The 22,538-nt window shown below is 55.1% G+C and carries 18 protein-coding genes and 1 riboswitch; of the genes, 16 read left to right on the forward strand and 2 right to left on the reverse strand.

Annotation, left to right across the window (positions count from 1 at the left end):
• The first annotated feature begins 863 nt into the window (after window positions 1–863).
• The 6 genes from C7E10_RS00090 to C7E10_RS00115 all read left to right on the forward strand — a co-directional run bounded on the left by C7E10_RS00090 (window position 864) and on the right by C7E10_RS00115 (window position 8,167).
• Entirely contained in the window at window positions 864–1,217 is a 354-nt protein-coding gene (locus C7E10_RS00090; RefSeq protein ID WP_105325366.1) for a hypothetical protein, read from the forward strand.
• Entirely contained in the window at window positions 1,217–3,688 is a 2,472-nt protein-coding gene (locus C7E10_RS00095) for an Hsp70 family protein (RefSeq protein ID WP_105325367.1), read from the forward strand. The genes C7E10_RS00090 and C7E10_RS00095 overlap by 1 nt, the downstream gene beginning before the upstream one ends.
• A 21-nt stretch (window positions 3,689–3,709) precedes the next feature.
• Complete coding sequence (locus C7E10_RS00100) at window positions 3,710–5,068, forward strand: AAA family ATPase (protein WP_105325368.1); 1,359 nt, start codon at window positions 3,710–3,712, stop codon at window positions 5,066–5,068.
• A gap of 23 nt (window positions 5,069–5,091) precedes the next feature.
• The gene (locus tag C7E10_RS00105) at window positions 5,092–6,264 is read left to right on the forward strand and encodes a hypothetical protein (protein WP_105325369.1); all 1,173 of its coding nucleotides are present in this window, start codon (window positions 5,092–5,094) and stop codon (window positions 6,262–6,264) included.
• 26 nt (window positions 6,265–6,290) lie between these two features.
• Entirely contained in the window at window positions 6,291–7,085 is a 795-nt protein-coding gene (locus C7E10_RS00110) for a hypothetical protein (protein ID WP_105325370.1), read from the forward strand.
• Between the two features lie 146 nt (window positions 7,086–7,231).
• The gene (locus C7E10_RS00115; RefSeq protein ID WP_105325371.1) at window positions 7,232–8,167 is read left to right on the forward strand and encodes a hypothetical protein; all 936 of its coding nucleotides are present in this window, start codon (window positions 7,232–7,234) and stop codon (window positions 8,165–8,167) included.
• A 440-nt stretch (window positions 8,168–8,607) separates the two neighbouring features.
• On the opposite strand, the gene C7E10_RS00120 is transcribed toward C7E10_RS00115, so the two are convergent.
• Window positions 8,608–9,507, reverse strand: a complete 900-nt coding sequence (locus tag C7E10_RS00120; protein ID WP_105325372.1) for a radical SAM mobile pair protein B — start codon at window positions 9,505–9,507, stop codon at window positions 8,608–8,610.
• Between the two features lie 168 nt (window positions 9,508–9,675).
• Here C7E10_RS00120 and C7E10_RS00125 point away from each other — a divergent pair, with 168 nt between their 5' ends.
• From C7E10_RS00125 to C7E10_RS00155, 7 genes are all read left to right on the forward strand, one after another.
• Window positions 9,676–9,963 carry a putative quinol monooxygenase gene (locus C7E10_RS00125; RefSeq protein ID WP_105325373.1) on the forward strand — a complete coding sequence of 96 codons (288 nt, stop codon included), beginning with the start codon at window positions 9,676–9,678 and terminating at the stop codon, window positions 9,961–9,963.
• 281 nt (window positions 9,964–10,244) lie between these two features.
• The gene (locus tag C7E10_RS00130) at window positions 10,245–11,198 is read left to right on the forward strand and encodes an alpha/beta fold hydrolase (protein WP_105325374.1); all 954 of its coding nucleotides are present in this window, start codon (window positions 10,245–10,247) and stop codon (window positions 11,196–11,198) included.
• A gap of 58 nt (window positions 11,199–11,256) precedes the next feature.
• A riboswitch (Fluoride riboswitch) is annotated at window positions 11,257–11,328 on the forward strand.
• Between the two features lie 62 nt (window positions 11,329–11,390).
• Window positions 11,391–11,786: a fluoride efflux transporter CrcB gene (gene crcB / locus C7E10_RS00135; protein WP_105325375.1), complete on the forward strand. Its 396-nt coding sequence runs from the start codon at window positions 11,391–11,393 to the stop codon at window positions 11,784–11,786.
• 10 nt (window positions 11,787–11,796) lie between these two features.
• Window positions 11,797–12,147: a fluoride efflux transporter CrcB gene (gene crcB / locus C7E10_RS00140; protein ID WP_105325376.1), complete on the forward strand. Its 351-nt coding sequence runs from the start codon at window positions 11,797–11,799 to the stop codon at window positions 12,145–12,147.
• A gap of 14 nt (window positions 12,148–12,161) precedes the next feature.
• Window positions 12,162–12,506 carry a DUF190 domain-containing protein gene (locus tag C7E10_RS00145; RefSeq protein ID WP_105325377.1) on the forward strand — a complete coding sequence of 115 codons (345 nt, stop codon included), beginning with the start codon at window positions 12,162–12,164 and terminating at the stop codon, window positions 12,504–12,506.
• Window positions 12,507–12,623: 117 nt separating this feature from the next.
• A complete protein-coding gene (locus C7E10_RS00150; RefSeq protein WP_105325378.1) occupies window positions 12,624–13,064 on the forward strand; it encodes an Rrf2 family transcriptional regulator in 441 nt (146 codons plus the stop codon).
• A 208-nt stretch (window positions 13,065–13,272) separates the two neighbouring features.
• Window positions 13,273–15,111: a hypothetical protein gene (locus C7E10_RS00155; protein ID WP_105325379.1), complete on the forward strand. Its 1,839-nt coding sequence runs from the start codon at window positions 13,273–13,275 to the stop codon at window positions 15,109–15,111.
• Here C7E10_RS00155 and C7E10_RS00160 read toward each other — a convergent pair.
• Window positions 15,082–16,428, reverse strand: coding sequence for an ISL3 family transposase (locus C7E10_RS00160; RefSeq protein ID WP_146109021.1), 1,347 nt, complete (start codon window positions 16,426–16,428; stop codon window positions 15,082–15,084). The genes C7E10_RS00155 and C7E10_RS00160 overlap by 30 nt on opposite strands.
• Before the next feature lie 242 nt (window positions 16,429–16,670).
• Here C7E10_RS00160 and C7E10_RS00165 point away from each other — a divergent pair, with 242 nt between their 5' ends.
• From C7E10_RS00165 to C7E10_RS00175, 3 genes are all read left to right on the forward strand, one after another.
• Complete coding sequence (locus C7E10_RS00165) at window positions 16,671–17,717, forward strand: hypothetical protein (protein WP_105325381.1); 1,047 nt, start codon at window positions 16,671–16,673, stop codon at window positions 17,715–17,717.
• A gap of 1,670 nt (window positions 17,718–19,387) precedes the next feature.
• Window positions 19,388–20,737 carry a Sapep family Mn(2+)-dependent dipeptidase gene (locus C7E10_RS00170; protein ID WP_105325382.1) on the forward strand — a complete coding sequence of 450 codons (1,350 nt, stop codon included), beginning with the start codon at window positions 19,388–19,390 and terminating at the stop codon, window positions 20,735–20,737.
• Window positions 20,738–20,772: 35 nt separating this feature from the next.
• Complete coding sequence (locus tag C7E10_RS00175; protein ID WP_105325383.1) at window positions 20,773–22,326, forward strand: YfcC family protein; 1,554 nt, start codon at window positions 20,773–20,775, stop codon at window positions 22,324–22,326.
• Window positions 22,327–22,538: the final 212 nt, after the last annotated feature.

Consider the following 22,538-nt stretch of genomic DNA (forward strand, 5'->3'; position numbering starts at 1 on the left):
AAAATGCGACACCTTCTCAGTGGTTCGCTGCATTCCAATCAGCTGCGTCCTAACGGACTTGCTTCTTGGGCAGCTATCACATGGGTCGCGTATACCAAATATCTTTTGGGTAACTTGCGACGATATTTGGACGCGACCGCAACGCTTGCAGAAGGCTTACTAAGCCACTACTGGTCAGCTGCTAAAAAGGGGCTAGTGCTAAGAATTAGGTAGTGCATTAGCCCGCTGGGCATCTTGGTGGGGCCCATCCGAGGCGCTGTGCGCCCCACCTTCCCGCACTTCCGCGCCCCCTCTGCGCCTCTAATAGCTTTGGAATAGGCGCATCTCCCCCATTTCAGCCGTTTCCACGGCGAAATGGAGGAGACGAGTGTTGGTGCGGGAAGGCAGGCGGCCAGGAGGCCGCAAATGTTGGGGTGACCCGCTGGGTATGCCAATTTTGCTTTCTTGGAGGTATTTCTTCCAGCTGGCGACCATCACAAAGCTTTGGCACCCCGGTATTTTGACCTAATAGCAATTGCATATCGAATAGGAAACAAACCTGATTGAGGGTATTACCTCGGTCGGGTTTGTTTTTTATGGGGTGGAAAGGGAAATTATATTAGGCTGGGAAAGTGGGAGTTTTATGGTACAGGGATTCTGCTATACTGAAAGTAATTGGAATTTTGCTGGGGCCAATGGAAAATTGTTGGTTTGAAGCGATTGTTGAAAGGAAATGGTGTAGGTAAGCACTGCGGGCAAGATATGCGAGTAAGAAATGCGAGTAAGAAATGCAACCAAGCAATGCAAACCAAGCGCTGCAAGCAGGGTTGTAAGTAAAAATGCAGGAAAGGTCTGCAAATTTAAAAGCAGGGGAAGGGATTTAAATGTCTGAGCTGGAAGGGGCGTTTATTCAGGTAATCTTGGAATCTTGGCGTTTTGCCAAGGGCTACTCAAAGTTGGTGGAGAAATTGGACCTGTTGGAGCGGCAGAAGTACCGGGGGCGGTATGACTGGTACCTGCGGAAGCTGCGGGAGCAGGCGGAAAGGGCGGGGTTTGTGCTGAAGAAATATGACGAGGGTACGGTCTATGACCCGGGTATGGCGGTAAAGGCGCTGAATGCGGACGAATTTCCGGAAGGAACGTCTCTTGTGGTGGAACAGATGGTGGAGCCTATTATTTTGCGAACAGATGGGCAACTTGTTAAGCTTGGAACTATTTTGGTGAGGGGGAAGGCATAATGGCTATTTATGTGGGAATTGATTTGGGGATGACCAACAGTGCAATTTGTACTTATGATGGGAAACATACGCAGGTGTGGAAGAGCCCGGAGCAAAATGATGTGACGCCGTCCGCCATTTATATTGACCGCCGGGGCAATACCCAATATGGGCAGCGGGCCTATAATGCGGCGCCGATGGCACCGGGGAACGCAGCTACGTTGTTCAAGCGATTCATGGGCACCAGCACCAAGATTGCTTTTCCTGCGGTGCATATCGAGAAGACACCGGAGGAATGCTCGGCGGAAATTCTGAAGGTGCTGTACGGGTATTTGTCCGGCAAGGTGGACGAGGCTGATATTCAGGGGATTGTGATTACGGTGCCGGCAGCGTTTAACCAGATGCAGAAAACGGCCACCATGAAGGCGGCGGAGTTGGCTGGCTTTAGCAAGGTTGCGCTGATGCAGGAACCGGTGGCGGCTGTCATGAACATCATGGAGCAGGAAAAATCCGATGGAACGTTCCTGGTCTACGACCTGGGCGGGGGAACGCTGGATATTGCCATTGCGGAAAGTGTGGCGGGGAAGGTAAACCTCATTGCCCACGGGGGCATTGCCATGTGCGGGGGACGGGATTTTGACCGGACACTGGTGGACAATGTGGTGAAGCCCTGGCTGCGGGAAAATTTCAAGCTGCCGGAGGAACTGCTGCAAAAACAGAACAACCGGCTGATGCGTATGGCGGCCTGGGCTGCGGAAAAGGCCAAGATGGAACTGTCCGCCAATGAAGAAGCCACTATTACTTTGTCGGAAATGGAGCTGAATGTCCGGGACCAGGAAGATGCGGAAGTCTATCTGGACATTCCCATTACCCGGAAGAGATATGATGCCTTGATCGATAAACGCATTAGGGAAACGGTGGAGGCGGCCCGGGAAGCCATTGGCAAGGCCGGTCTGCGGCCGGAAGATATTGCCAAAATTGTCTTTATTGGGGGCCCCACCAACTACAAGCCGCTGCGGGATAAGGTTTCCTTTGAGCTGGGCATTCCCGGCAGCACCGATGTGAACCCGATGACGGCGGTAGCGGAAGGGGCCAGCATTTTTGCGGAGTCCATTGACTGGAGCACAGCTGAGCACGCCAGAAAGGGGAACCGGGGCCAGGTGAATGTGGGTAGCGGCCTGGATTTGCAGTTTGTGTACATTGCCCGGACCTCCGATAATCGGACCAAGGTGGCGGCCAAGGTCCTGGGAGGCAATGTGCAGGGTATGCAGTTCCAGGTGGACAGCTTGGATACGGGCTGGTCCTCCGGCCGGGTGCCTCTGGAAAACGGCAAAATCGTGGAAGTGCCTCTGTCGGAAAGCGGGGACAATCATTTTAAGGTGTTCGTATTTGCTCCCAACGGGGGGCTGGTCCCCATTGAAAAAGACCAGATTACCATTACCAAGACGGCGGCTACCATTGTGGGCATTCCTGCTTCTCATTCCATTGCGGCCATTGTGCTGGACAAGGTGGGCGGGGAGCAGGTGCTGGACTTCCTGGTGAAGGCTGGGGAATCCCTGCCCAAGGAAGGGACGAAAATCTACCGGGCGGCAGAAACCCTGCGTTCCGGGGCCAATAAGTCCTTGAACTTCAACCTGGTGGAAGGGGAGATTGCCCACCCGGTAACGGACAACCGGCCCATTGGGTATTTGCAGATTACCGGGGACGATTTTGACGATGATGTGATTCCTGCTGGGGCGGAACTGGAATTTCACTATAAGGTACTGGATTCGGGGATGCTGGTGGCCTCGGTGGCGGTGCCCAGCATTGGAGCGTCCTTTGCGGCCAAGAATTTCTATACTACCGCAGGGAAGACGCCGGACTTTGGCAAGGCCTCGCCCAAGGTGGACGCAGATGCCAAGGAGCTGCTGCAGCGGATTGATACCTTGGAGCAGCAGGTGCAGGATCCCCTCTTGGAAGAAGCCCGGGAAAAGGCCGTGCAGGCCCGGGAACTGAACCACAGTACGGAAAGTGCGGAAGATGTGGGGGAAGCCTGGAACACCATTTATGAGGTGAAAAAGCTGCTGGCCCAGACCCGGGAACGGAATCTGACGAAAATCCGGGAAGGGGAACTGGCGGACAATGTCCGGGATTATGCCGACCAGATCCAGCGGTACGCCCGGCCCAGCGAACAGGCACGGTTTGAGGCGCTCAAGAAAAATGCCGAAAGCTGTCTGGAAAATCCCGATAATGAATTTGATTTGACCCTTCAGAAAATGAGCTCTCTGAAAGTGAATATCCTGTGGCGGCAGGATTGGTTCGTCGTAGGCATGTTTAATGAAATGGTAAAAAATCCGGGCCAGTTTACGGATCGGAGCAAATTCCAGGCCCTGCAAAAACAGGGTGAGCAGTTTAAGCAGCAGGACCGGATTGAACAGCTGCGCAATGTGGTGTTCGAGTTGTTCCGGCTGCTGCCAGCCGGGGAGATAGCGGAGCTGTTTACCGGCTGGTGAATATTATTCGGGGGTGAGGAGATGCAAAACCCATGGCTTCTCAGGGGGTATCAGGTCCTGGGTACGGCTGCGGCTGAGCTCCTGATGGGCGGGCCCCAGTGGCAGCTGTACAGGACCGCTGCGGGGGACGTTCTGCTGCTGGCCCTGGAGGAGCTGGCCGGGCGCTGGCTGAAAAGCGGGCTGCTGCCCCAAAATCAGGGGGAAGCCGTTTCTCTGGGGCGCAGCAGGGCCTGGGCCTTTAGGGACAGCCGCATCGTTCCGGTGGAGAACTGTACGGAGGCCTGGGAACTGCCGGAAGTACTGGACCTATGCCGGGCCCTAAAGCGCAGCCGGCAGCTGGAAAAGGACGCTGGTTTTCAGGACGCCCTGTACCTGGAGCAGGCCGGAGTTCTGCTGCCCCTGTGGACGGGGCGCGTAGCGGTGCCCGATGCACAGGTGCTGGGGCGGGTTCTCACTGGGGGCGTGGACGTGGCGGTAACGGACTTTGCACGGCTGTCCGCCCTGTGCCCGGACCTGACCCAGGGGGCTTGGCAGGAACTGGTGCAGGCTGCGGGCCTTGCGGTGCCGCTGCCAGCCCAGCAGGCGGTGGAAGTCTCTCCGCAGGGGGCAGAAGGCTCCCCACAGGAAAGTAGAAAGTACCCGGAGGGGGACTTTGCGCTGCCTGGGCGGCCGCAGCTGGAGAAATTTTTTAACGAGCATATTATTGATCTTGTGAAGCATCCTGAAGCCTATAGAAGAATGGGCATCACGTTTCCTACGGCCGTACTTTTGTATGGCCCGCCGGGCTGTGGTAAGACCTATGCGGTGGACCGGCTGGTGGAATATCTGGGGTGGCCCCGCTATTCCATTGATTCCGCCAGTGTGGGAAGTCCCTACATCCACGAGACCAGCAAGCGGATTGGGGAGGTTTTTGCACTGGCTAAGGCCCACGCTCCTGCGGTGGTGGTCATTGACGAAATGGAAGCCTTTGTTTCCAGCCGGGACCGGGCGGGCAGCAATCTCCACCAGGTGGAAGAGGTGGACGAGTTCCTGCGGCAGCTGCCGGAAGCGGCGGCTCACCAGGTGCTGGTTCTGGCTATGACCAACCGGCTGGACCTGATTGATGCAGCGGTCCGGAGAACCGGGCGGTTTGACCATTTGGTGGAGGTGGGAATGCCCAGTGAGGCAGAGGTGGCGTCTCTGGTGCAGGCGCTCCTCAAAAAACGGCCGGTAAGCCCGGAGCTGGACACCCGGGAACTGGTACGCACGATGGCAGGGCGGCCCCTGTCGGATACGGACTATGTGATCCGGGAGGCGGCCCGCCTGGCTGCCAAAAACAAGAAGACGGAAATTGATCAGGCCTGCCTGAACGAAGCCCTGTTGGGGCGCCGGCAGGAATAAGCGATAAGAAAGCAGGGAAGAAAATGAGCTTATGGGAAAGTCCTTTTTACCTGCTCCAGGTAGCAACAGAGACCCGGAAGACGGCCATTCTCAGTGCAGCGGAGGAACGGGAGCTGCTCCAGGGGGATGGCACGGCCCGGGAACTGGCCAACCGACTGACCAATCCTGGCCTGCGGCTGGAAGAGGAAGTGGCCTGGCTGCCCGGGGTCAGTGCCCAGGAAACGGCGTCCATTTTGCAGCAGGTAAAAGCAGCCCCGCGGAAGGAGCCCCAAAGTGCAGCCCTCAGCAGAAGCAGTGACCTGTACTGCGCCAAGGCCAATGTGCTGGCGCAGCGGGTGGCAGAGGAAGGGCCGGGGGCAGAAAACCTGACGGATATGGGGCTTTTGATGCAGTATACGGAGCGTATTGTCCCGGAAAAATTAATGGAACAGATCAACCAGAACCGGCGGGCGGCGGGGCTTCCGGCCGTAGAGTCGGTGGCCAAAGTGAAGCAGGCCCTGGAAAAGCAGCAGCGGGAATGGGTGAGGCTGTGCAAACTGGCTTTGGACCGGTATCAGTCCGAACATATCGGACTGGGGCTGGGGATGCTGCTGGAGCTTTTGACCAAAAAACGGTCCCAGCGGGCACCCCAACTGGCCTACAGTCTGGTAGATGCCTACGAGGTGGAGGCCCAGGGCTTTTTTGCCGCGGCTACGCCGGCGCTGCGGGAGCTGGTGCGCTACACCAGCAAACGGGCAGGGGAAGACGTTTCCCAGGTGGAGCTGGCCTATTTGCTGGGGCATTTGCTGCGGCTGACCTATACCTGGGAAAAGCTTGCCCAGCCGTTGGAACTGGCCAAGGAAAGCCGGCTGCAGGATGACCGGCAAAGCCGGCAGGTGGCGGTGGACCTTTGCACAATCTCTGCCAAGCTGCTGATGGCGGCTGCCCGGGAACCGGGGACCAAACTGGTTTTCTGGGCGGATGCGCTGATTTTTTTGGCAGGGCTCAAGGTGATCGCCTTGGACGGGGATTTTCTCCAGAACCGGGCCCGGAATGAACTGGCGGCTTTACAGAAGCTGACGCTCTCCGGGGTCAGTTTGCCTAGCCGGAAGGCAGCGGTGGCGCAAACCCAAGGGGTAATTTTTCAATTTATGCAGCAGAAACAGCTGCAGGGGAATATGACCCAGGAAATCCAGGAAATTGTGAACACGCTCTAAAGGGCCGGCAAAGGAGAGAACGCAGTATGGCAACGGGATTTAAAGGCTTGAATGATCTGGGAAAAGTACTGGCGGCCCAGGAGAAGAGCATTATGCGTAACGCTCAAAAGCGAGCCTTGGAGGATCGGCAGACTGCCGGGAATACGCAGCAAACCCAACTGGCGGCGAGGGGGACGGCACCGGTGGCTTCCAACGCCGGAGCGGGTGCCCCAAGCAGGGGACTGGGGACCAAGCCTGCGGTGAGGGTCCAAAAGCGGGTGGATTACGATGATGATGAGCCCTTGTTGTTTCGGGTGGTGTGGAAATTTATTGCTTTCTTAGCTGGTGCACTTGTCCTACTATGTTGTTTGGGCCTGTTTTTTGGAGGTATAGCACATCATGCAACTGAGTCTCAGCAGCAGAACGTGCAGCAGCAGAAATCGGCGCCCAAAGCTGCACCAGCTCCTAAAAAAGATGAGTATGCAGCTTTCCACAAGATGGTTGGCAATATGCATTTTTATGATGCGCAGGCCGATAATTTGGCAGCAAAGGTAGATCATTATCAGGGTGACCTAGGAAGAGCAGAAAATCTTTATGATGAAGCGGTCAGAATCGCAGACTCAGTAAAGGCGTTACAGAAAGAACTGGATGGTATCAAATGCCCTTCGAAAAATGATAAGATTCGCTTGAACAATCTTTTGGTTCTTATCAATAATCGGGTTGTAGGAAGAGCCAATGCCATTGCAGCAGCCAGCAAGGGACAAAGCCCTGTTGGGGAATTTGCCAAAGGGAGACAGGCAAATGCGGATTTTCAGGCAGAATTGAAAAAATCCAAGTTTTGAAGCCGAAAGAAAATGTGCAGGAGCAAACTTATAGAAGCTGGTGGGGCTTCAGTTGTGCATAAGCAGCAGCCGACTGAGTATAGCAAACAGTAAAGCAAGGGGGTTTCAGACAAGTTCCGAAGGCCCGCAAAAGGGGGGAGAGCAGCATGGCAACGGGATTTAAAGGGTTGAACGACCTGGGAAAAGTACTGGCGGCGCAGGAAAAGAGCATTGTGCAGAGTGCCCAAAAGCGGGCCTCGGAGGAGCGGCAGGCTGACGGGAATACGCAGCAAACCCAGCTGGAGGCGAGGGGAACGGGATCTGCGGCAGTAAGCGCTGGAGCGGCTACCAGCAGGGGACTGGGGAACAAGCCTGGGGTGAGGGTCCAAAAGCGGGTGGCTTACGAGGAAGATGAGCCTTGGGCGTTTCGGCCCCTGAGGAACTTTACGATTTTTGTGGCTGCGTGTTTTGTACTGATGTATGGGGTTATCAGCTTTTATGGACCTGAGCAGGATTATGGCTCTGAACCCCAGCAGAAGACCGTGCAGCAGCAGAAACCGGCGTCAAAACCGGCTCCGGCACCAGAACCGAAACCGGAACCAGAGCCCACGCCAGAGCCGGATCCAGCGCCGCCCCCTAACCCGTTTCCGCCGCTGGAGCAAACCCTGCCCCAGAACGGGGTGGAGCTCCCACCGGCCGAGCCTGAACCGTCGTCGCCCCAAACGTATTTTGAGTTTGACGGGTATGTGGATACGCTGGAGTCGTTGAACCGGGAAGCAGAGGACCTGGCGTTTGAGATGGATTTCAACCAACCCTGGAAGTATGCCGATATAGAGCGCTGGTATGCCCAGGCAGAGGATATTGCGGACCGGGCGCTGCGCTGCCGGGATGATCTGGATTTTGTGGATTGCCCTTCCGAGGAGGCCCGGGCGGAATTGCAGAACCTGTTTGTGCTTGTGAACAATAAGGTGGTGAACCGGGCCAATGCCCTGGGCGCCTACAGCCAGCAGCAGTCGCCGAATCTGGACCTGTGGGACGCGGAAGATGCGGATAACCAGTACAGGAATCAGTATGATGATTTTAGTTTGGAGTATGAGTATTGAAGGGGTAGATAACAAGCCATTGGTGCGGTCAGCGAACTGTTGGTGTGGACGGGCCCATCCCCCTTCCTAGCGTCAGACACCTTCCCGCACTTCCGTGCCCCCTCTGCGCCTCTAGTAGCTTTGAAATAGGCGCATCTCCCCCATTTCAGCCGTTTCCACGGCGAAATGGAGGAGACGAGGGGTGCGGGAAGGCAAGCGGCCGGCGGCCGCAAAAACTGGAAAATACCTGATTAAACTTTTGCACTGCCTCTGCCAGTTCTTTTCTGAGAAAACTCTGCTATAGCTGAAAATGTTGCAATAAAAAACTTGCGAAATCTCGTTTGGGTTCGCAAGTTTTTTCGTTATGCAGGGTTAGTAAGTAGTGCATATTTGCAGGGGTTGTAAGTAGTGTTTGTATGCAATGTTTATGTGCAGTGTACGTAGGATGGTGTCTGCGGCTGTCAGGGGCGGGGTGGTTTATTGGGCTTTGGGGCGTTCTTTTTGATTTGTTCGTGGTAGAAGTAGTTGACCAAAAGGGGTGGGGCGTCAAAGGGGCGGGTGAGGCTGTCGTCATTTCTTACGTAGTCCAGGCCGGCTTTTGCGGCGTAGGCCCTGCATTCCTGGTCCAGGGCTTCCCAATAGCTTTTGACGCCTTTTTGGTAGATTTCCTGGTATAGGGGCAGGAGGTGGGGATATTGCTTCTCGATATAGCGGAGAATGGTGGTTTTGTAGCTTCCCCGGAGGTTCAGGTTTTCCAGCCAAATCAGCTGACAGTGGTCTCGGGCGCGTTCTATAATGGCTTTTACATCGGTGATGCCGGGGAAAATAGGGGAGATAAAGCAGGTGGTGCGGATGCCGGCCCGGTGGAAGGCTTCCATAGCGGCCAGACGGCGTTCTATGCTGGGGGCCCGGTCCATGGCCTTCTGGAAGGTTTCGTCCAGGGTGTTGATGGACCAGGAGACCCGAGCGTCCGGAAAGGTTTTAATCAGGTCCAGGTCCCGGAGAATCAGGTCGCTTTTGGTGGCAATGGAAAGGCGGGCGCCGCTGCCCTGGAGCTGGGTGAGCAGGGCCCGGGTACGGCCGTATTTTGCTTCTTCGGGCAGGTAGGGGTCGGTTACGGAGCCCAGGAAGATTTCTTTGCCGGCGTATTTTTCGGGGTGCTTGAGCTCAGACCAGTATTTCACGTCCAGGAAGGTGCCCCAGGGCTCGGGGTGGCCGGTGAAACGTTTCATGAAGGAGGCGTAGCAATACAGGCAGCCGTGGGTGCAGCCTACGTAGGGGTTGGCGGCGTATTCGCAGACGGGCAGGTTGGATTTGGAGAGGATGCTTTTGACGGGGATTTCCCGGAGAAGTAGGGTCATGGGGGAGGCTCCTTTCTGGAAAGCAATAAACGGTATTTCTCTCAGTATAGCATAGCTGCTGTGGGTTTCAGGGGAAAAGTCTTGACAGGAGGGAAAATTTGGAATACCATAACCCTAGAGAAGAAATGTAATAAATTACATGACAATAAAATTAAAGGAGGCAGCAGTATGCTTGCAGTATTTGCCAAATGTATTGTACAAAAAGGTCAGGAAGGGGAATTCTTGAAGCTGGCCCATGCGCTGGCGGAAAAAAGCCGGGAGGAAGCAAAGAATGTCAGCTATGATGTGCTGACGGATCCTCAAGGCACGGACAATGCCTATTATTTCCTGGAAAAATGGCAGGACAAGGCGGGGCTGGACCTGCATATGCAGCAGCAATATTTTGTGGATACCATTGCCGCTGTGGGCAAAATCTCCGAAGGGGACCTGGAAATTCACCTGTACGAAACGGTGTGAGGACCGTGACGGAAGAAAAGATCCGGAAATCACCAAGCTGCTGGGCAGCGAAACCTGGCTGCGCATTCTCCAGTGGCTGAAGGCGGCGAATCAGAATTTTCCGCCGCCCAGCTGCGAAGGGACGGGGTCTGCGGCCAGGGCTTTCAGGAGAAGGCGGACCGGGCTGTTAACCTTCCCGCGGTGGGGGAAGTGAACCTATTAGCGGCGCAATGAGGCTGGGATTCAGGCCTAGGTGGAGCATCTTGGAAAGCAACTGTAGAAATACTGAAAGAAGGCTTAGTATGGGACTTTTACGGAAAACGGCTCTTTTGCTGGGGCTGACGGTATGTTTGGCAGGGACGGGCATGGCCTCTGCGGCGCAGGCGGAAAAGGCACCTTCTGGTCTCCGGTATTTTATGCAAAAGCCGGGGGTAAAGGGCAGCAGTACGCCCTACGGCAATAATCTGAAGCAGGGCCATTATATCCAGGCCGGGGACGCCAAGCTGTACTACGAGGTGTACGGGACGCCCGAAACCGGGTCCCCAGTTTTCGTTTTTCATGGGGGCGGGGTGGGTACGCCCTACGAAATGGGCGGCCTGATTGATAAGCTGCGCCCCAACCATCAGGTGATTGTGGTTTCTACCCGGGGTCACGGCCGCTCGGAAATAGGCCACACGCCGCTTACCTATGAGCAGAAGGCCCAGGATATGCTGACGGTGATGCGCACCGTCACTAGGCGGCCGGCCACCCTGCTGGGGTTCAGCGATGGGGCCTATACGGCCTATGAAGTGGCGGTGCTGGCGCCCCAGGCGGTGGACCGGCTTGTGGCCATCGGGGCGGGGACGCTGAAAGCGGGGTACTTCAAACCGGGACTTACGGTGGAAGACCTGCGGAAAACCGACCCGGCTTTTGTGGAGCAGCAGCTGGGGCTGATGCCGGAGCCGGAGCGGTACCAGGAATTTCTCACCAACTATATGCAGTTCTGGAGCAAGCTGCACGTAGGGAAGGAGACCTTTGGGTCCATCCAGTGCCCGGTGCTGCTGATCGTAGGGGACGAGGACGACCATGCGCCGGTGGCGACGGTACTGGAAGCCCACCAGCTGCTTCCCAACTCCCGGCTGTGCGTAGTGCCCAAGGCCTGGCATACGGCCTTTTTGGACAACTTCCAGGTAACCTGGGACGCCATCCACCCCTTTGTGGAGGCGGAGCGCAGCAGTCTGGTGTCCAGCAAAAAGCTGCCTCAAAATAACCAGTAGAAGCCATAGGCCGAGGAACAGAAAGCGCTTGTCCCCCGGCCTTTTCTATGGTATGATACATCACATCGGGAATGAAGTTCTCCCACGGCAATTGCCGAAACCGCGTAAAGCTGACGACTTCTGCACAGGCAGAGGGGACGTCGGCTTATTTTTTTCTAAGGCGGGCAAGAAACGAAACTGAAGGAGGCTTTCATGCGCAAATATCTATTTGTCGGGTGCGGCGGGTTTCTGGGGGCCCTGCTGCGGTACTGGGTGAAGGGGCTTTCCCTTGGCCAGCTGCCGGAGGTGATTCCCCTGCACACCCTGGGCATCAACGTACTGGGGGCTTTTCTCATTGCCCTGATTTCCACGGTGGCCTACGAGGTCTGGGAGTTTGACGGGGATCTGCGGCTGGGGCTGACTACGGGCCTCTTGGGGGCGTTTACCACCTTTTCCACCTTGTGCAAGGAAACGGTGAACCTGTGGCGGGCCGGGCAGGAAAATCTGGCGCTGTCCTATGTAGGGCTGAGTATTTCCCTGGGGCTTCTGGCGGCTTTTGCCGGCGTGGTGCTGGCCCGGGGGCTGGGGCTCCTGCGGCAGCGGGACTAAGGAGGAAGCGATGGACTATTTATGGGTAGGAATAGGCGGCGTGCTGGGGGGACTGTGCCGGTTCCAGGCTGGGCGCTCCATTTCTCAGCGGGCGGACACGGATTTTCCCCTGGGGACGTTTTGCATCAATCTGGTGGGGGCACTGCTCCTGGGGCTGCTGTCCAGTTTGGAGGCGCCAAAAACGGCGTACCTGCTCTTGGGTGAGGGCTTCTGCGGGGCGTTTACCACTTTTTCCACGTTTATGTACGAGGGCTTTGGACTGCTGCAAAACCGGGATTCCCGGAATGCGGTGCTGTACCTGGGGGGTACGGTGGTGCTGGGGCTGGTGGGCTACTGTGCCGGCTATGCCCTGGGGAGCTAGAAGGAGGAGTAACTATGCAAACAGGCGAAGCTTGTGAAATGCTGAAAATCTACGTAGGGGACGATGCCCGCTGGGAAGGCCACAGCCTGCATACGGCCCTTTTGCGGAAGCTAAAGGAGCTGGGGGTGGCCGGGGTGACGGTTACCCGGGGCATTGCCGGCTATGGGGAGGGGAAGGCCATCCATACGGAACGGCTGCTGACCCTCAGCGACGACCTGCCCATTGTCCTGGAAGCGGTGGACCGCAAAGAGAAGATCCAGGAAGTGATTCCTGTGCTTCAGGAAATGGTCACGGAGGGGCTGATGCTGGTGACGGAGGTCACTGTGCTCCACTATGGGAAGAAGCGGGACACTTTGTAAAGCAGAAAATGTGTAAGTGCCGGAACTTCGGAAAAAATTTGCCGAAATTCCGGTACTTTTGTATAATGTAAGGAAAGAGGTTACGATAAGGTTAGAGAACAAAGTCGAGGTACAATTATGCAGATATCTACCAAATTTACCATTGCCATCCACGTGCTGACGGCGGTGGAATATTTTTCCAAGGATTATAAGGTGACCAGCGAATTCCTGGCGGGCAGCGTAGGCAGCAATCCGGTAATTATCCGGAACATCATGCTCCAGCTGAAGGACGCCGGGCTCATCGAAATCAAGCGGGGGCCGGGGGGCATCCACCTGTTAAAGCCCTTGAACGAAATTACATTCCTGGACGTGTACAAAGCCGTGGAAACCAGCAGCCACGAGGACCTGTTCCGCTTCCACGAAAATCCCAATCCCCAGTGTCCGGTAGGGCATAACATTCATGACAGCCTGGACAATATCCTGCACCAGATCCAGGCGGATTTTGAGGCGGATCTGGCCCGGCACAAGGTGGGGGAAGTGTACCGGAAGGTACTAAAGGATTTGGGTATGGAAAAGTAGAAAAGAAATGGGAAAAAGAAAAGGGAAAAAGAAAACTCTGCCGTTTGGGCCATAAGGAGGCCTGGACGGCGGAGTTTTTTTGTGGGGGTGCAATTTGTATACGTTCGTATAATTGTCAAGACGTGGTCTTGCTGTTATGCTAAAAATGGTATTTTATGCGTCTGGCAATGTGGCCAGTGATTTGCAGAAAAGAAAGTGGGGATGCAGGATGGGAAAACGGGATAAGGTTAAGGCTTTTGCGGTATTAGCGGCAGTATTGGGTACGGGGGCTGTGGCTATGCCTGTGTGTGGGGCGGCAGATATTATCGGGAAAAGGGTACTTGTTGAGGGTACGCTTCCCAGAGCGGCCTATGGGGGACAAGCGGTGGAGGCTGGGGCCAGTGCGCTGGGTAACACGCTGACCCTTTCTGAAACGGCGGAGGTGCTGGGGATTGCCTACGGGGGCTTTTCTCTCTCGGGCTCTGCCCAGCAAAATACCCTGGAAATTGCTCCCGGCAGTGTAGCGGCTGTAGAAGTCTACGGGGGGCACGTAAGCCGCGGCACGGGAACGGCCGCAGGGAATGCGGTGCGTATGAACGGCGGGCTGGTGAAGGGAGATTTATACGGTGGGTATACGGCTGCCGGAACGGCCCAGGGCAATCAGGTATTTCTCAGCGGCAGTGCCGTGGTAGGGGAGGAGTACGAAGAGGAAGGCAATGTGTACGGGGGCGTCAGTTACAGCGGAGCGGCGCTGGATAATCAGGTGACGCTGGAGGCTGGCAGCTATGTGTACAATTCTGTTTCCGGGGGTCAGGTCAATGGGGAGGAAAGCAGCGGCGCAGTTACGGGTAACCAGGTCCTGATGACCGGGGGAACGGTGGCTACCGACCTCCAAGGGGGCCTGTCCTTTGGCAGCGGCAGGGTTTCCCAGAACCGGGCAGTGCTTAGCGGCGGCACAGTAGAAGGCGGTGTGTACGGCGGTTATGCTGGGGCAGGCCAGGCGGAGGAAAACGTGGTGGAGCTCCAGCAAGCAGTGGCCGTGGGCAACGGTGTGTACGGGGCCTGGGTCAATGCCGGGGACGGTTGGGCCCGGAACAACCAGGTGCAGATGACCGGCGGCACGGTGGAAGGCAGTGCGTATGGCGCACTACTTGCGGGAACGGGGACGGCCCAGGGCAATCTGGTAAACCTTGGGGGCGGAATTGTAAAAAGCAGTGCCTACGGTGCTTACAGCCTGCAAGGGGCTGTAGTGGGCAATACCCTGACGCTGGGGGGTACGGCGGTGCTGGGAAACGCAGCTGGGCTCGAGCCCTTCGGGGTGGTGAATCCCGATGCCGGCGGCTATGGCGGCTATACCCTGAGCGGCGCAGCTGAGGGTAATGTGCTGCAGCTCCAGGACAATGCCCTGCTTTGGGGACATGGGGCAGGGGGCTTTGTTGGAGAGGACTCCTCGGAGGCAGTTACCGACAACAAGGTGCTGGTCACCGGCAGTGCAGTGGTAGGGGCCGCAGGCGGCAAAACCCTGGCCGGCGGCTGGTCCTGTGGGTCCGGCAAGGTTACGGGCAACCAGGTGGTGGTCGTGGTGGTCCAGGGCGGCACGGTGGCCGCAGCTATTTACGGGGGTCTGGCAGCCAGCGGGGACGCGCTGGACAACACGGTAGTAATCTCCGGCGGCACGCTGCAGGGGGACCTTTATGGAGGCTATTCTGTGTCGGGGTCGGCACTGAACAATCAGGTGAATATTTTCGGCGGAACTTTTGGTGCCGGCAGTGCGTTGTACGGCGGCGCCTTAGGCTCTGCCAATCAAGAAGGCACCAGCAGCGGCAATACCCTGAACTTCTTCACCAAGGGTGTCGCGGTAAAGCAGGTGGCGGGTTTTCAAAAGCTGAATTTCTACGTGCCGGCTGGCACCAAGGCCGGCGAAACGCTGCTGACGGTGACGGAGGCCGTGGATTTAAGGCTCTTCACGTTTTATTGTGGGATGGCAGATTTCTGCCATCCTTCTTTTATGTCTAGCAACATCCCACTGTCGCAATCTCTAGACAGTGCCGTTTCGTATAGATGGTAATGCTGAATATCGAATCAGAGTGAAAAAATATTCATCATTTTTGTATCCATACCCTATTCGTTTTGCAACCTTAATCTTGTTATTGAAGCCTTCAAGCTTTCCTGTGGTAATCGGATGGGCTGAGTGAGCAATCAAACCCTCTTTGCGTTTTCGCTTTAAGCGGGCAAACTTTTGCAGCTGCGGTATGTTGCTCTCCTCGGCTCCTTTAAACCATTTTTCCCATTCTACGGCAGCTAAATCGGGGTTTCTAAGCTCGAATAGATCACTTAGTTCCTCTTTCATTGTATGGCAAACTGTCAAATTTTCATGTTTTTTAAGGATTTCCTTGAGATTTTCTGCCTTTTTATCGCTTAGTGTTTCTTCCTTGCAAAGCAGCGTCCAGCGAGCTTGTTTTACTTCCTTGTAAAGCCGATTCTCCTCTTTAATTGAATCCTCTGCTTTTGTTGCCTGCTCTTCAGCAATATTCTCTGTAATCCCAAGCTTTAGGTTATCGGCTTTCTCTTTGTGCTGTCTTGCTTCCTCCAGCCTTACGGCTCCCAGCACATCTCGTCCATACTGGGCTTGCATATGGTAGCGGTCGTATACTATTGCCGCATGAGGCAGATACTTTTCTACCAGGGTGTTGAACGATGCGTTCATGTCCATTGCGACAGCTTCTACTTCAGACAAATACTCCAGGTCTGTCTCTTCAAAAAACTTTGTAAAGGCAGCTATAGAGCGTCCCGCACCAACCCAGAGGATGTCTCCCATATCAAGGTCCATAACACAGGTTGCGTAAGTATGGCCTTTGTGCATTGCAAACTCATCAACGGCAAGATGCTTAGGACGGTAGCCACTTTTGCGAAGTTCCTCGCTTCGCGTTTTGAGAGCCTCGTCCATAATTTCCTTATGGATTTTAGAAACTGTTCCCCAATGGATACCGGTCAAATCGCTGACTGCTTTAATCGTCATTTGATGCATAAGCAAAATCTTGATCCATAAAGCGGCACGAGAAGTGACTCTGGTTCCAGGATACTTAAAGGTTATGTTTTCATTGAAGGTATGCCCGCATTTTTGGCACCGGTAGCGGTGGAATCTCACACGAAGAATCCGTGGCTTTCCGGGTATCCAGGGCATGTCTTTAAGTGTAGTTACAGGGTTGTCATGGATATGGACCTTACCGCCGCAGCAAGGGCATACAACGTCGGCTGTAGGCCGGGTACTATTTACATCTATGATCTCTTCAAAAAGAGAAGCAATACTCGTAGGAATATTAAAATTTTCCTGTATGTTTTTGCATAAATTTGCTATACTTGAGGTTGAGAGCACGTGGATCATTCCTTTCGTAGTTTTGTCGCTATTACTTAGAATGGAGCATCCCGTGCTCTTTTTCAATACCTTTTTTCAGTTTTTAAATTCTGTCTTAGATTTCGTATCCCCCAATTTTCCGTGATGAGCCGGATTTAACGGGTGCCGCCATTACGGCAGGAACGGCAGAAAGCACACAGCTGCAGCCCGGGGAAACTATTACGCTGCTGTATAGCGGCAAAGGCATTACCACTGCGGGCGCTTCCCTATCTATGCTGGAGGGGAAAAATAAGGTCATTGATCCGGGCATGGTAACCCGTACAGTGGATATTAAAAAGGACGGGGAGAATGCCCTTTCCCTCTACATTCCAGAGGACAGTGTGGCCACCCTGTCTGAAGATACCAAGCTGTTGGCAGAAACCCGGGCGGCAGGGACGGCTCTATTGTGGAACGGCGGTGCTGCGGCCTCCACTACGGCCTATTCTGATGCAGTTTCCGCCTATGCCAGCGGCGGCGATGCCAGTTATGTACCCTACGTTTCCCTGGGCGGGTTTAGTCTCCGGAATGAGACAGGTTCCTACGTAGATACCAAGGGTCTTACGGCCAACCTGGGCTTTGTGAAGCGCTGGGAGGCAGAAAAGCATACGGATACCCTGATGCCCTTCTTTGAATACGGCGCCAGCAACTACACCAGCCACCTGGACGATGGCGCCCGGGCGGACGGGAAGCAGCATTACATCGGCGGCGGGGTGCTGCTGCGCCGGGATAATACCGATGGTCTGCACTACGAAGCTATGGTCCGGGCCGGCAGGCTGCACGGGGATTTTGCCGGGATTATGGAAGGCTATCATTCTTCCTACAACAGCAATGCACCGTACCTGGCGGCCCATGCTGGAATTGGAAAACTGTTTAAACAGAAAGACAACAGCGTAGATGTATACGGGAAGTTCTTCTGGACCCATCTGGGCAGCGATTCTGCCACTATCCATAACAGCCTTGGCCAGGCCCAATACGATTTTGCTGCTGTAAATTCCTACCGGACCCGGTTGGGCGTTCGGTACACCAAAAATCAGCCCTATCACTCTGCCTTCTACGCAGGGCTGGGCTGGGATTATGAGTTTGACGGAGAGGCCAAAGCAAGTTATCGGAATTTCAACACTCCTTCCCCCAGCACCAAGGGCTCCAGCGGCTTTGTGGAACTGGGCTGGCAGAGCAGGAGTACCAAGGAGAACCCCTGGGGCGCTGATGTGCACGTGACTGGTTGGGTCGGAAAGCAGAGAGGGATTGTGTATGGAGTGGGGGTGACGAGAGCTTTGTAGCGGTCAAGGGACTATTGGCGTAGGAGCCCTCCAGATAGCTTGGCTGAACCCCATCCCGGCATTGCCGCCGGCAATGCCACCCTTCCCCTTCTCCTGTTCGCACCAAGTGGCGAACAGGTAAGTGGAAGGCAGGCGGCCTGCGGCCGCAAATGCAATATCACTCCATTGATAATAATATAATAATTTTGCTATTTTATTTCGAATGATTGATGTAATATCTTTCCGTTGAAACTCTCATCGTCACCTTCCGGTGACACCTCTTTAGTGGTTCGCCGTGCTCCAATCAGCAGCGTCCTTACAATTAGAAACTTTCTCCGTCAGCCTAGCGGCTGCCACCTCCTTAGTGGTTCGCGGCTCGCTGCGCAGCTACGTCCTACGGACTTGCTTTGCAGGCCGCTATCACATGGCTCACATTAGCCAAGAGCCATTTGAAAATCTGTCTGGCTCTTGGATGTGAGCGCAACGCTTGAAGGAGGCATGCCAACCACGGCTATCACATGGCTCGCGTGTACCAAACAGCTTTAGAATATCTGTGGCGCTGTTTGGACGCGACCGCAACACTTGATGAAGGAAGCACCTTCCCACACTTGGACTACTGTTGGTGTGGGAAGGCAGGCGGCCGGGGGGCCGCAATACTTGGAAGAAAAAGACAAATATAGTTATATTGATGCTTATTTTTTGAACTCTCTTCGACGCCTACCGGCGCCACTTCCCTAGTGGTTCGCTGCTAGCCAGAGTGGTTCGCGGCTCGCTGCGCAGCTTCACCCTGCGAGTTCGCTTTGCAGGCCGCTATCACATGGCTCATATTATCCAATTCTCTGCGGCTTGCAGCCTTGATAATTGGATATGAGCGCATTATTTTCGCCCTACGGGCTCAATTCCTGGGCAGCTATCACATGGCTCGCGTGTGCCAAACGGCTTTAATAATACCTGTGGCGCCGTTTGAACGCGACCGCAACTCTTGATGGAAGTCAACAGATATGTACTACCACATTTCTAAAACAACATTCTTTCTGAGCACAACGTGGTGGTATATAAGCAGAATAAAGTATCTTATTATTGCGAATTGTATTTAGTACCTGACCTCGCGCGCAAGCGGGCGCAGGTGGCACCGGCCCTTCCCGTCGCACGTTGTGCGACACCCTCCCCGTGAACGTTGAGGGTTATAAGACGGAGAGTGTTCCTCTATCGGCACCTGTGGTGCCTCTTTCCCCGCAGGGGAAAGCTTGTCCCTAGCTGGGGCTAGTGCTGACCGTGGGGCTGCGGGACAACTTTGCTATTGGTGATGTTAAGCGACATTATAGACCTGGTGCCGGGTATCCCCGCTCAGTCAACGGGTGTAGTGCGGCTTGGCCCGCTGGGGCAGTTGGGCGGTGGTCCGGTATGCCGGGGTTAACGCAAATATCCATTTTGGGATGCTTAGGGGCATTGCTGGTGGTTTTGTGAAGGGATTGGTCTTGGAAGGGGAACTGGGGAGGTGCTGAGGGCTTTTCGGGCTGGGGGCTGTTTTTGGTCATCATATTGGCTGATTTATTTTTGCGGCGGAGGGGGGTATGGTTGTTGTTTTATGGACGGACATCCTGTAAAATAACAGGTGTAATGTACACCCGGGGTGGAAGGGCCACCGGATGGCTCCGCCGGGGATTCTGGTATTGCAAGGAGGGTAAGGTATGACGCCTGAACAAGAGAAAATCTACTATGACAAAATGGAACAGAATTTTCCGCATTTTTTGTCCGCCATGGAAAAATTGGTGGCTATTCCCAGTTATCTGGAGGAGGATACGTATCCCCAGGTAACCAGTCTGCATGAGGTGCTGGCGGCGACGCTGGAGCTGCTGCAGGAGATGGGGTACAAGACCTATGCGGATCCGGAAGGGTACTATGGCTATGCAGAAATTGGCCAGGGGGACAAGCTGATTGGGATTCTGGGTCACTTGGACGTGGTGCCGCCGGGTATGCTGGACGACTGGAAGTCGGATCCTTTTACGGTAACCTACCGGGACGGGAAGGCCTACGGCCGGGGCGTCCAGGACGACAAGGGGCCTACGCTGACGGCGATTTATGCGGTGAAGGCGCTGCTGGACTGCGGCTTTAAGCCCAACTACCGGCTGCGGTTTATTTTCGGCACGGACGAGGAAAATCTGTGGCGGGGCATCAAGCAGTATATGGCTAAGGAGGAGAAGCCGGACTTTGGGTTTACGCCGGATTCGGTTTTCCCGCTGATTTATGCGGAAAAAGGGGTACTGGAATGCTTTCTGAAGGCGCCCAATACCAGCGGGCTGACCTTTAAGGCCGGGGATGCCTTTAACGTGGTTCCTTCCTATGTGCAGGCGCCGGCTTCGGAAGCGCTCCGGGGGGCGCTGGACTGCCTGGGCTATGAGTACCGGGACGAAGGGGAAACCTTCGGCATTTTGGGCAAGAGCATCCACGCCAAGGATGCGGAGCAGGGCATCAACGCCATTCAGCGGTATCTGCTGGCCCTGGACAAGATGGGGCATCCTACCAAGGCGGGAAATTTTGTCAAGGACTGCCTGGACGGCCACAAGTTTGCGGAACCGATTTTTGGGGAAGTCAAAGATGAGGCTTCTGGGGAACTGAAATTCAACCTGGGCAAAATTGAACTGACGGACAAAGAGGAAATTCTGTCCATTGATATGCGGCTGCCGGTCACCTGCCCCAAGGAGCAGATTGTGGAGGCGCTGACCAAAAAGGCTGCGGAATTTGGCTTTGTCTATGAGGAATACGATTGGCTGAAGCCGGTGTATCTGCCCCTGGATTCGCCCATTATCCAAAAGCTCACGGCGTCCTACGTGGAAGCTACCGGGGATACGGTGAACCAGCCCATCAGCAGCGGCGGGGCTACCTACGCTCGGGCCATGGACAACTGTGTGGCCTACGGGGTGATTTTGCCCGGGGTGGAAAAGAGCGAACACCAGCCCAACGAGAACATGGTGGTGGACGAATTTAAGACGGCCATGAAAATCTATATCCACACCTTTGTGAACTTCAATAAGGACTAATCTTTTCCCAAAATGCACAGAAAGAAGGCGGTTGTATGGCTGAACCGAAGAAAGCAAGAAAAATGCTCAGTTCTTATTCCATTGTTTTTATTTTCCTGATTATCACGGCCATTTTGACCTGGTTCGTGCCCCAGTCCGTGGTGGTCAGCCATGACGGCACCAAGGAAATCATTTTTAACGCCATTATGGTCAAGGGCAAGGTGGTAACAGGGCAGGGGCTCCAGCCCATGGGCCTGTGGGATGTGATCATGGCTCCGGCCCGGGGCTTTGTGAAGGCGGCTCCGGTGGGCTTTGCCATTTTGATGGCCGGCGCCTTCCTGCATATTCTGAACTATGTGGGGGCTATGAACGCCGGGATTGGCTGGCTGCTGAAGCGGTTTACGGGCAAGGCTCTGATTGTGGTGCTGATGTTTGTTTCCGCTCTGTTTGGGGCAGTGTACGGGCTGTGGGAAGAGATTCCTGCCTACTCCATGGCGGTGGTGCCTCTGTTTGTGCTGGCAGGGTATGACGTGATTACCGGTATTGCGGTGCTGTTTGTAGGGGCTACCGCCGGGAACATGGCCAGCGTGGTGAACCCCTTCTCCCTGGGGGCTGCGGTAGGGGCCATCGGCAACGAAAGCCTGTCCCTGGGCAGTGGCATTGTGCTGCGGCTGGTGATTTTTGCGGTGCTGGATATTATTGGCACGGTGTATGTGCTGCGCTATGCGGCCCGGGTCAAGGCGGACCCCACCAAGTCCATTGTGTACGGGGTGCCGGTGCATACGCTGGTGGAGGAGGACCACAAGGAGGAAGAATTTACCAGCCAGAAGGCCTGGTCCATTGGGCTTTTGCTGGTCATTATCCTGGCTTTGGTCTGCGGGTATATTCCCTGGGATTCCATCAAATTTGCTGACGGCAGCAACATGAAGACGCTCATCAACCTGCCCTTTACTTCTCTGGCCAAGGTGCCGGTGCTGGGCAATCTGTTGGGGCTGGGCCATTATACCCATTTTGGGGATTGGTACTTTGAGGAATTTTCCTTTGTGTTCCTGTTTGGGGCGCTGCTGTTGGGCTTCATCAACAAGATTCCGGAAGAACGGTTTGTGAAGGAATTTGTGGCCGGCGCCAGCGACCTGCTGGGCGTGGTGCTGGTACTGACGGTGGCCAACGGGATTTCCGTCATCATGGGTACCAAGACGGCTGGCATGTCCGTGACCTTCGTGTACTGGATTCAGAACGCTCTGGCCGGAGTACCGTCCTGGGCGTTTGCCATTGCGGCTACTGCGGCTTATGTGGGCATCGGGTTCTTTATGCAGTCCACCAGCGGCGTGGCAGGGATTACCATGCCCATTCTGGGGGCTGTGGCCTATGCGCTGTTCCAGTCGGCGCCCATTGGGTCCATTGGCGGCCAGGTGCTGCTGATTGCCTGCTTTACCATTGGGCTGAACTTCACGTCTTCGTTCTATCCCAGTGCTACTAACATGGGGACCCTGGAACTGTACAAGATTCCCTATAACATCTGGTTGGGCTTTATTTTGAAGATTTCCCTTGTGATGCTGGTGGCCGGCGTGGCTATTGTGTCCGTGGCTCCTATGATTGGACTGCTGTAGGGGGAAGGAAATACAAAATTAAAGCACAACACACAAACTCCTGCCTGGACGGAATCTGGGCAGGAGTTTGTATGTTGTGCTGTTGGTGCGGTCAGCGGACCTGAAGTGATGTGGTGCCGGGTATCCCCGCTCAGTCACCTACGGTGACAGCTTCCCCCTAAAGGTTGGAGCCTTTAAAGGGTCGTGCGGGCTGGTGGTTTTGTTTATCCATG

Origin of the sequence: Acidaminococcus hominis, from assembly GCF_900291475.1 — a bacterium.
Classification (GTDB): Bacteria; Bacillota; Negativicutes; order Acidaminococcales; family Acidaminococcaceae; genus Acidaminococcus; species Acidaminococcus hominis.

Coding starts and splice junctions, on each gene's coding strand:
- C7E10_RS00090 (WP_105325366.1), top strand. CDS start 864: ATGTCTGAGCTGGAAGGGGCGTTTATTCAGGTAATCTTGGAATCTTGG.
- C7E10_RS00095 (WP_105325367.1), top strand. CDS start 1,217: ATGGCTATTTATGTGGGAATTGATTTGGGGATGACCAACAGTGCAATT.
- crcB (WP_105325375.1), top strand. CDS start 11,391: ATGCGCAAATATCTATTTGTCGGGTGCGGCGGGTTTCTGGGGGCCCTG.
- C7E10_RS00120 (WP_105325372.1), bottom strand. CDS start 9,507: ATGACCCTACTTCTCCGGGAAATCCCCGTCAAAAGCATCCTCTCCAAA.
- C7E10_RS00150 (WP_105325378.1), top strand. CDS start 12,624: ATGCAGATATCTACCAAATTTACCATTGCCATCCACGTGCTGACGGCG.
- C7E10_RS00175 (WP_105325383.1), top strand. CDS start 20,773: ATGGCTGAACCGAAGAAAGCAAGAAAAATGCTCAGTTCTTATTCCATT.
- C7E10_RS00145 (WP_105325377.1), top strand. CDS start 12,162: ATGCAAACAGGCGAAGCTTGTGAAATGCTGAAAATCTACGTAGGGGAC.
- C7E10_RS00110 (WP_105325370.1), top strand. CDS start 6,291: ATGGCAACGGGATTTAAAGGCTTGAATGATCTGGGAAAAGTACTGGCG.
- C7E10_RS00155 (WP_105325379.1), top strand. CDS start 13,273: ATGGGAAAACGGGATAAGGTTAAGGCTTTTGCGGTATTAGCGGCAGTA.
- C7E10_RS00125 (WP_105325373.1), top strand. CDS start 9,676: ATGCTTGCAGTATTTGCCAAATGTATTGTACAAAAAGGTCAGGAAGGG.
- C7E10_RS00130 (WP_105325374.1), top strand. CDS start 10,245: ATGGGACTTTTACGGAAAACGGCTCTTTTGCTGGGGCTGACGGTATGT.
- C7E10_RS00165 (WP_105325381.1), top strand. CDS start 16,671: ATGCTGGAGGGGAAAAATAAGGTCATTGATCCGGGCATGGTAACCCGT.
- crcB (WP_105325376.1), top strand. CDS start 11,797: ATGGACTATTTATGGGTAGGAATAGGCGGCGTGCTGGGGGGACTGTGC.
- C7E10_RS00170 (WP_105325382.1), top strand. CDS start 19,388: ATGACGCCTGAACAAGAGAAAATCTACTATGACAAAATGGAACAGAAT.
- C7E10_RS00105 (WP_105325369.1), top strand. CDS start 5,092: ATGAGCTTATGGGAAAGTCCTTTTTACCTGCTCCAGGTAGCAACAGAG.
- C7E10_RS00160 (WP_146109021.1), bottom strand. CDS start 16,428: ATGATCCACGTGCTCTCAACCTCAAGTATAGCAAATTTATGCAAAAAC.
- C7E10_RS00100 (WP_105325368.1), top strand. CDS start 3,710: ATGCAAAACCCATGGCTTCTCAGGGGGTATCAGGTCCTGGGTACGGCT.
- C7E10_RS00115 (WP_105325371.1), top strand. CDS start 7,232: ATGGCAACGGGATTTAAAGGGTTGAACGACCTGGGAAAAGTACTGGCG.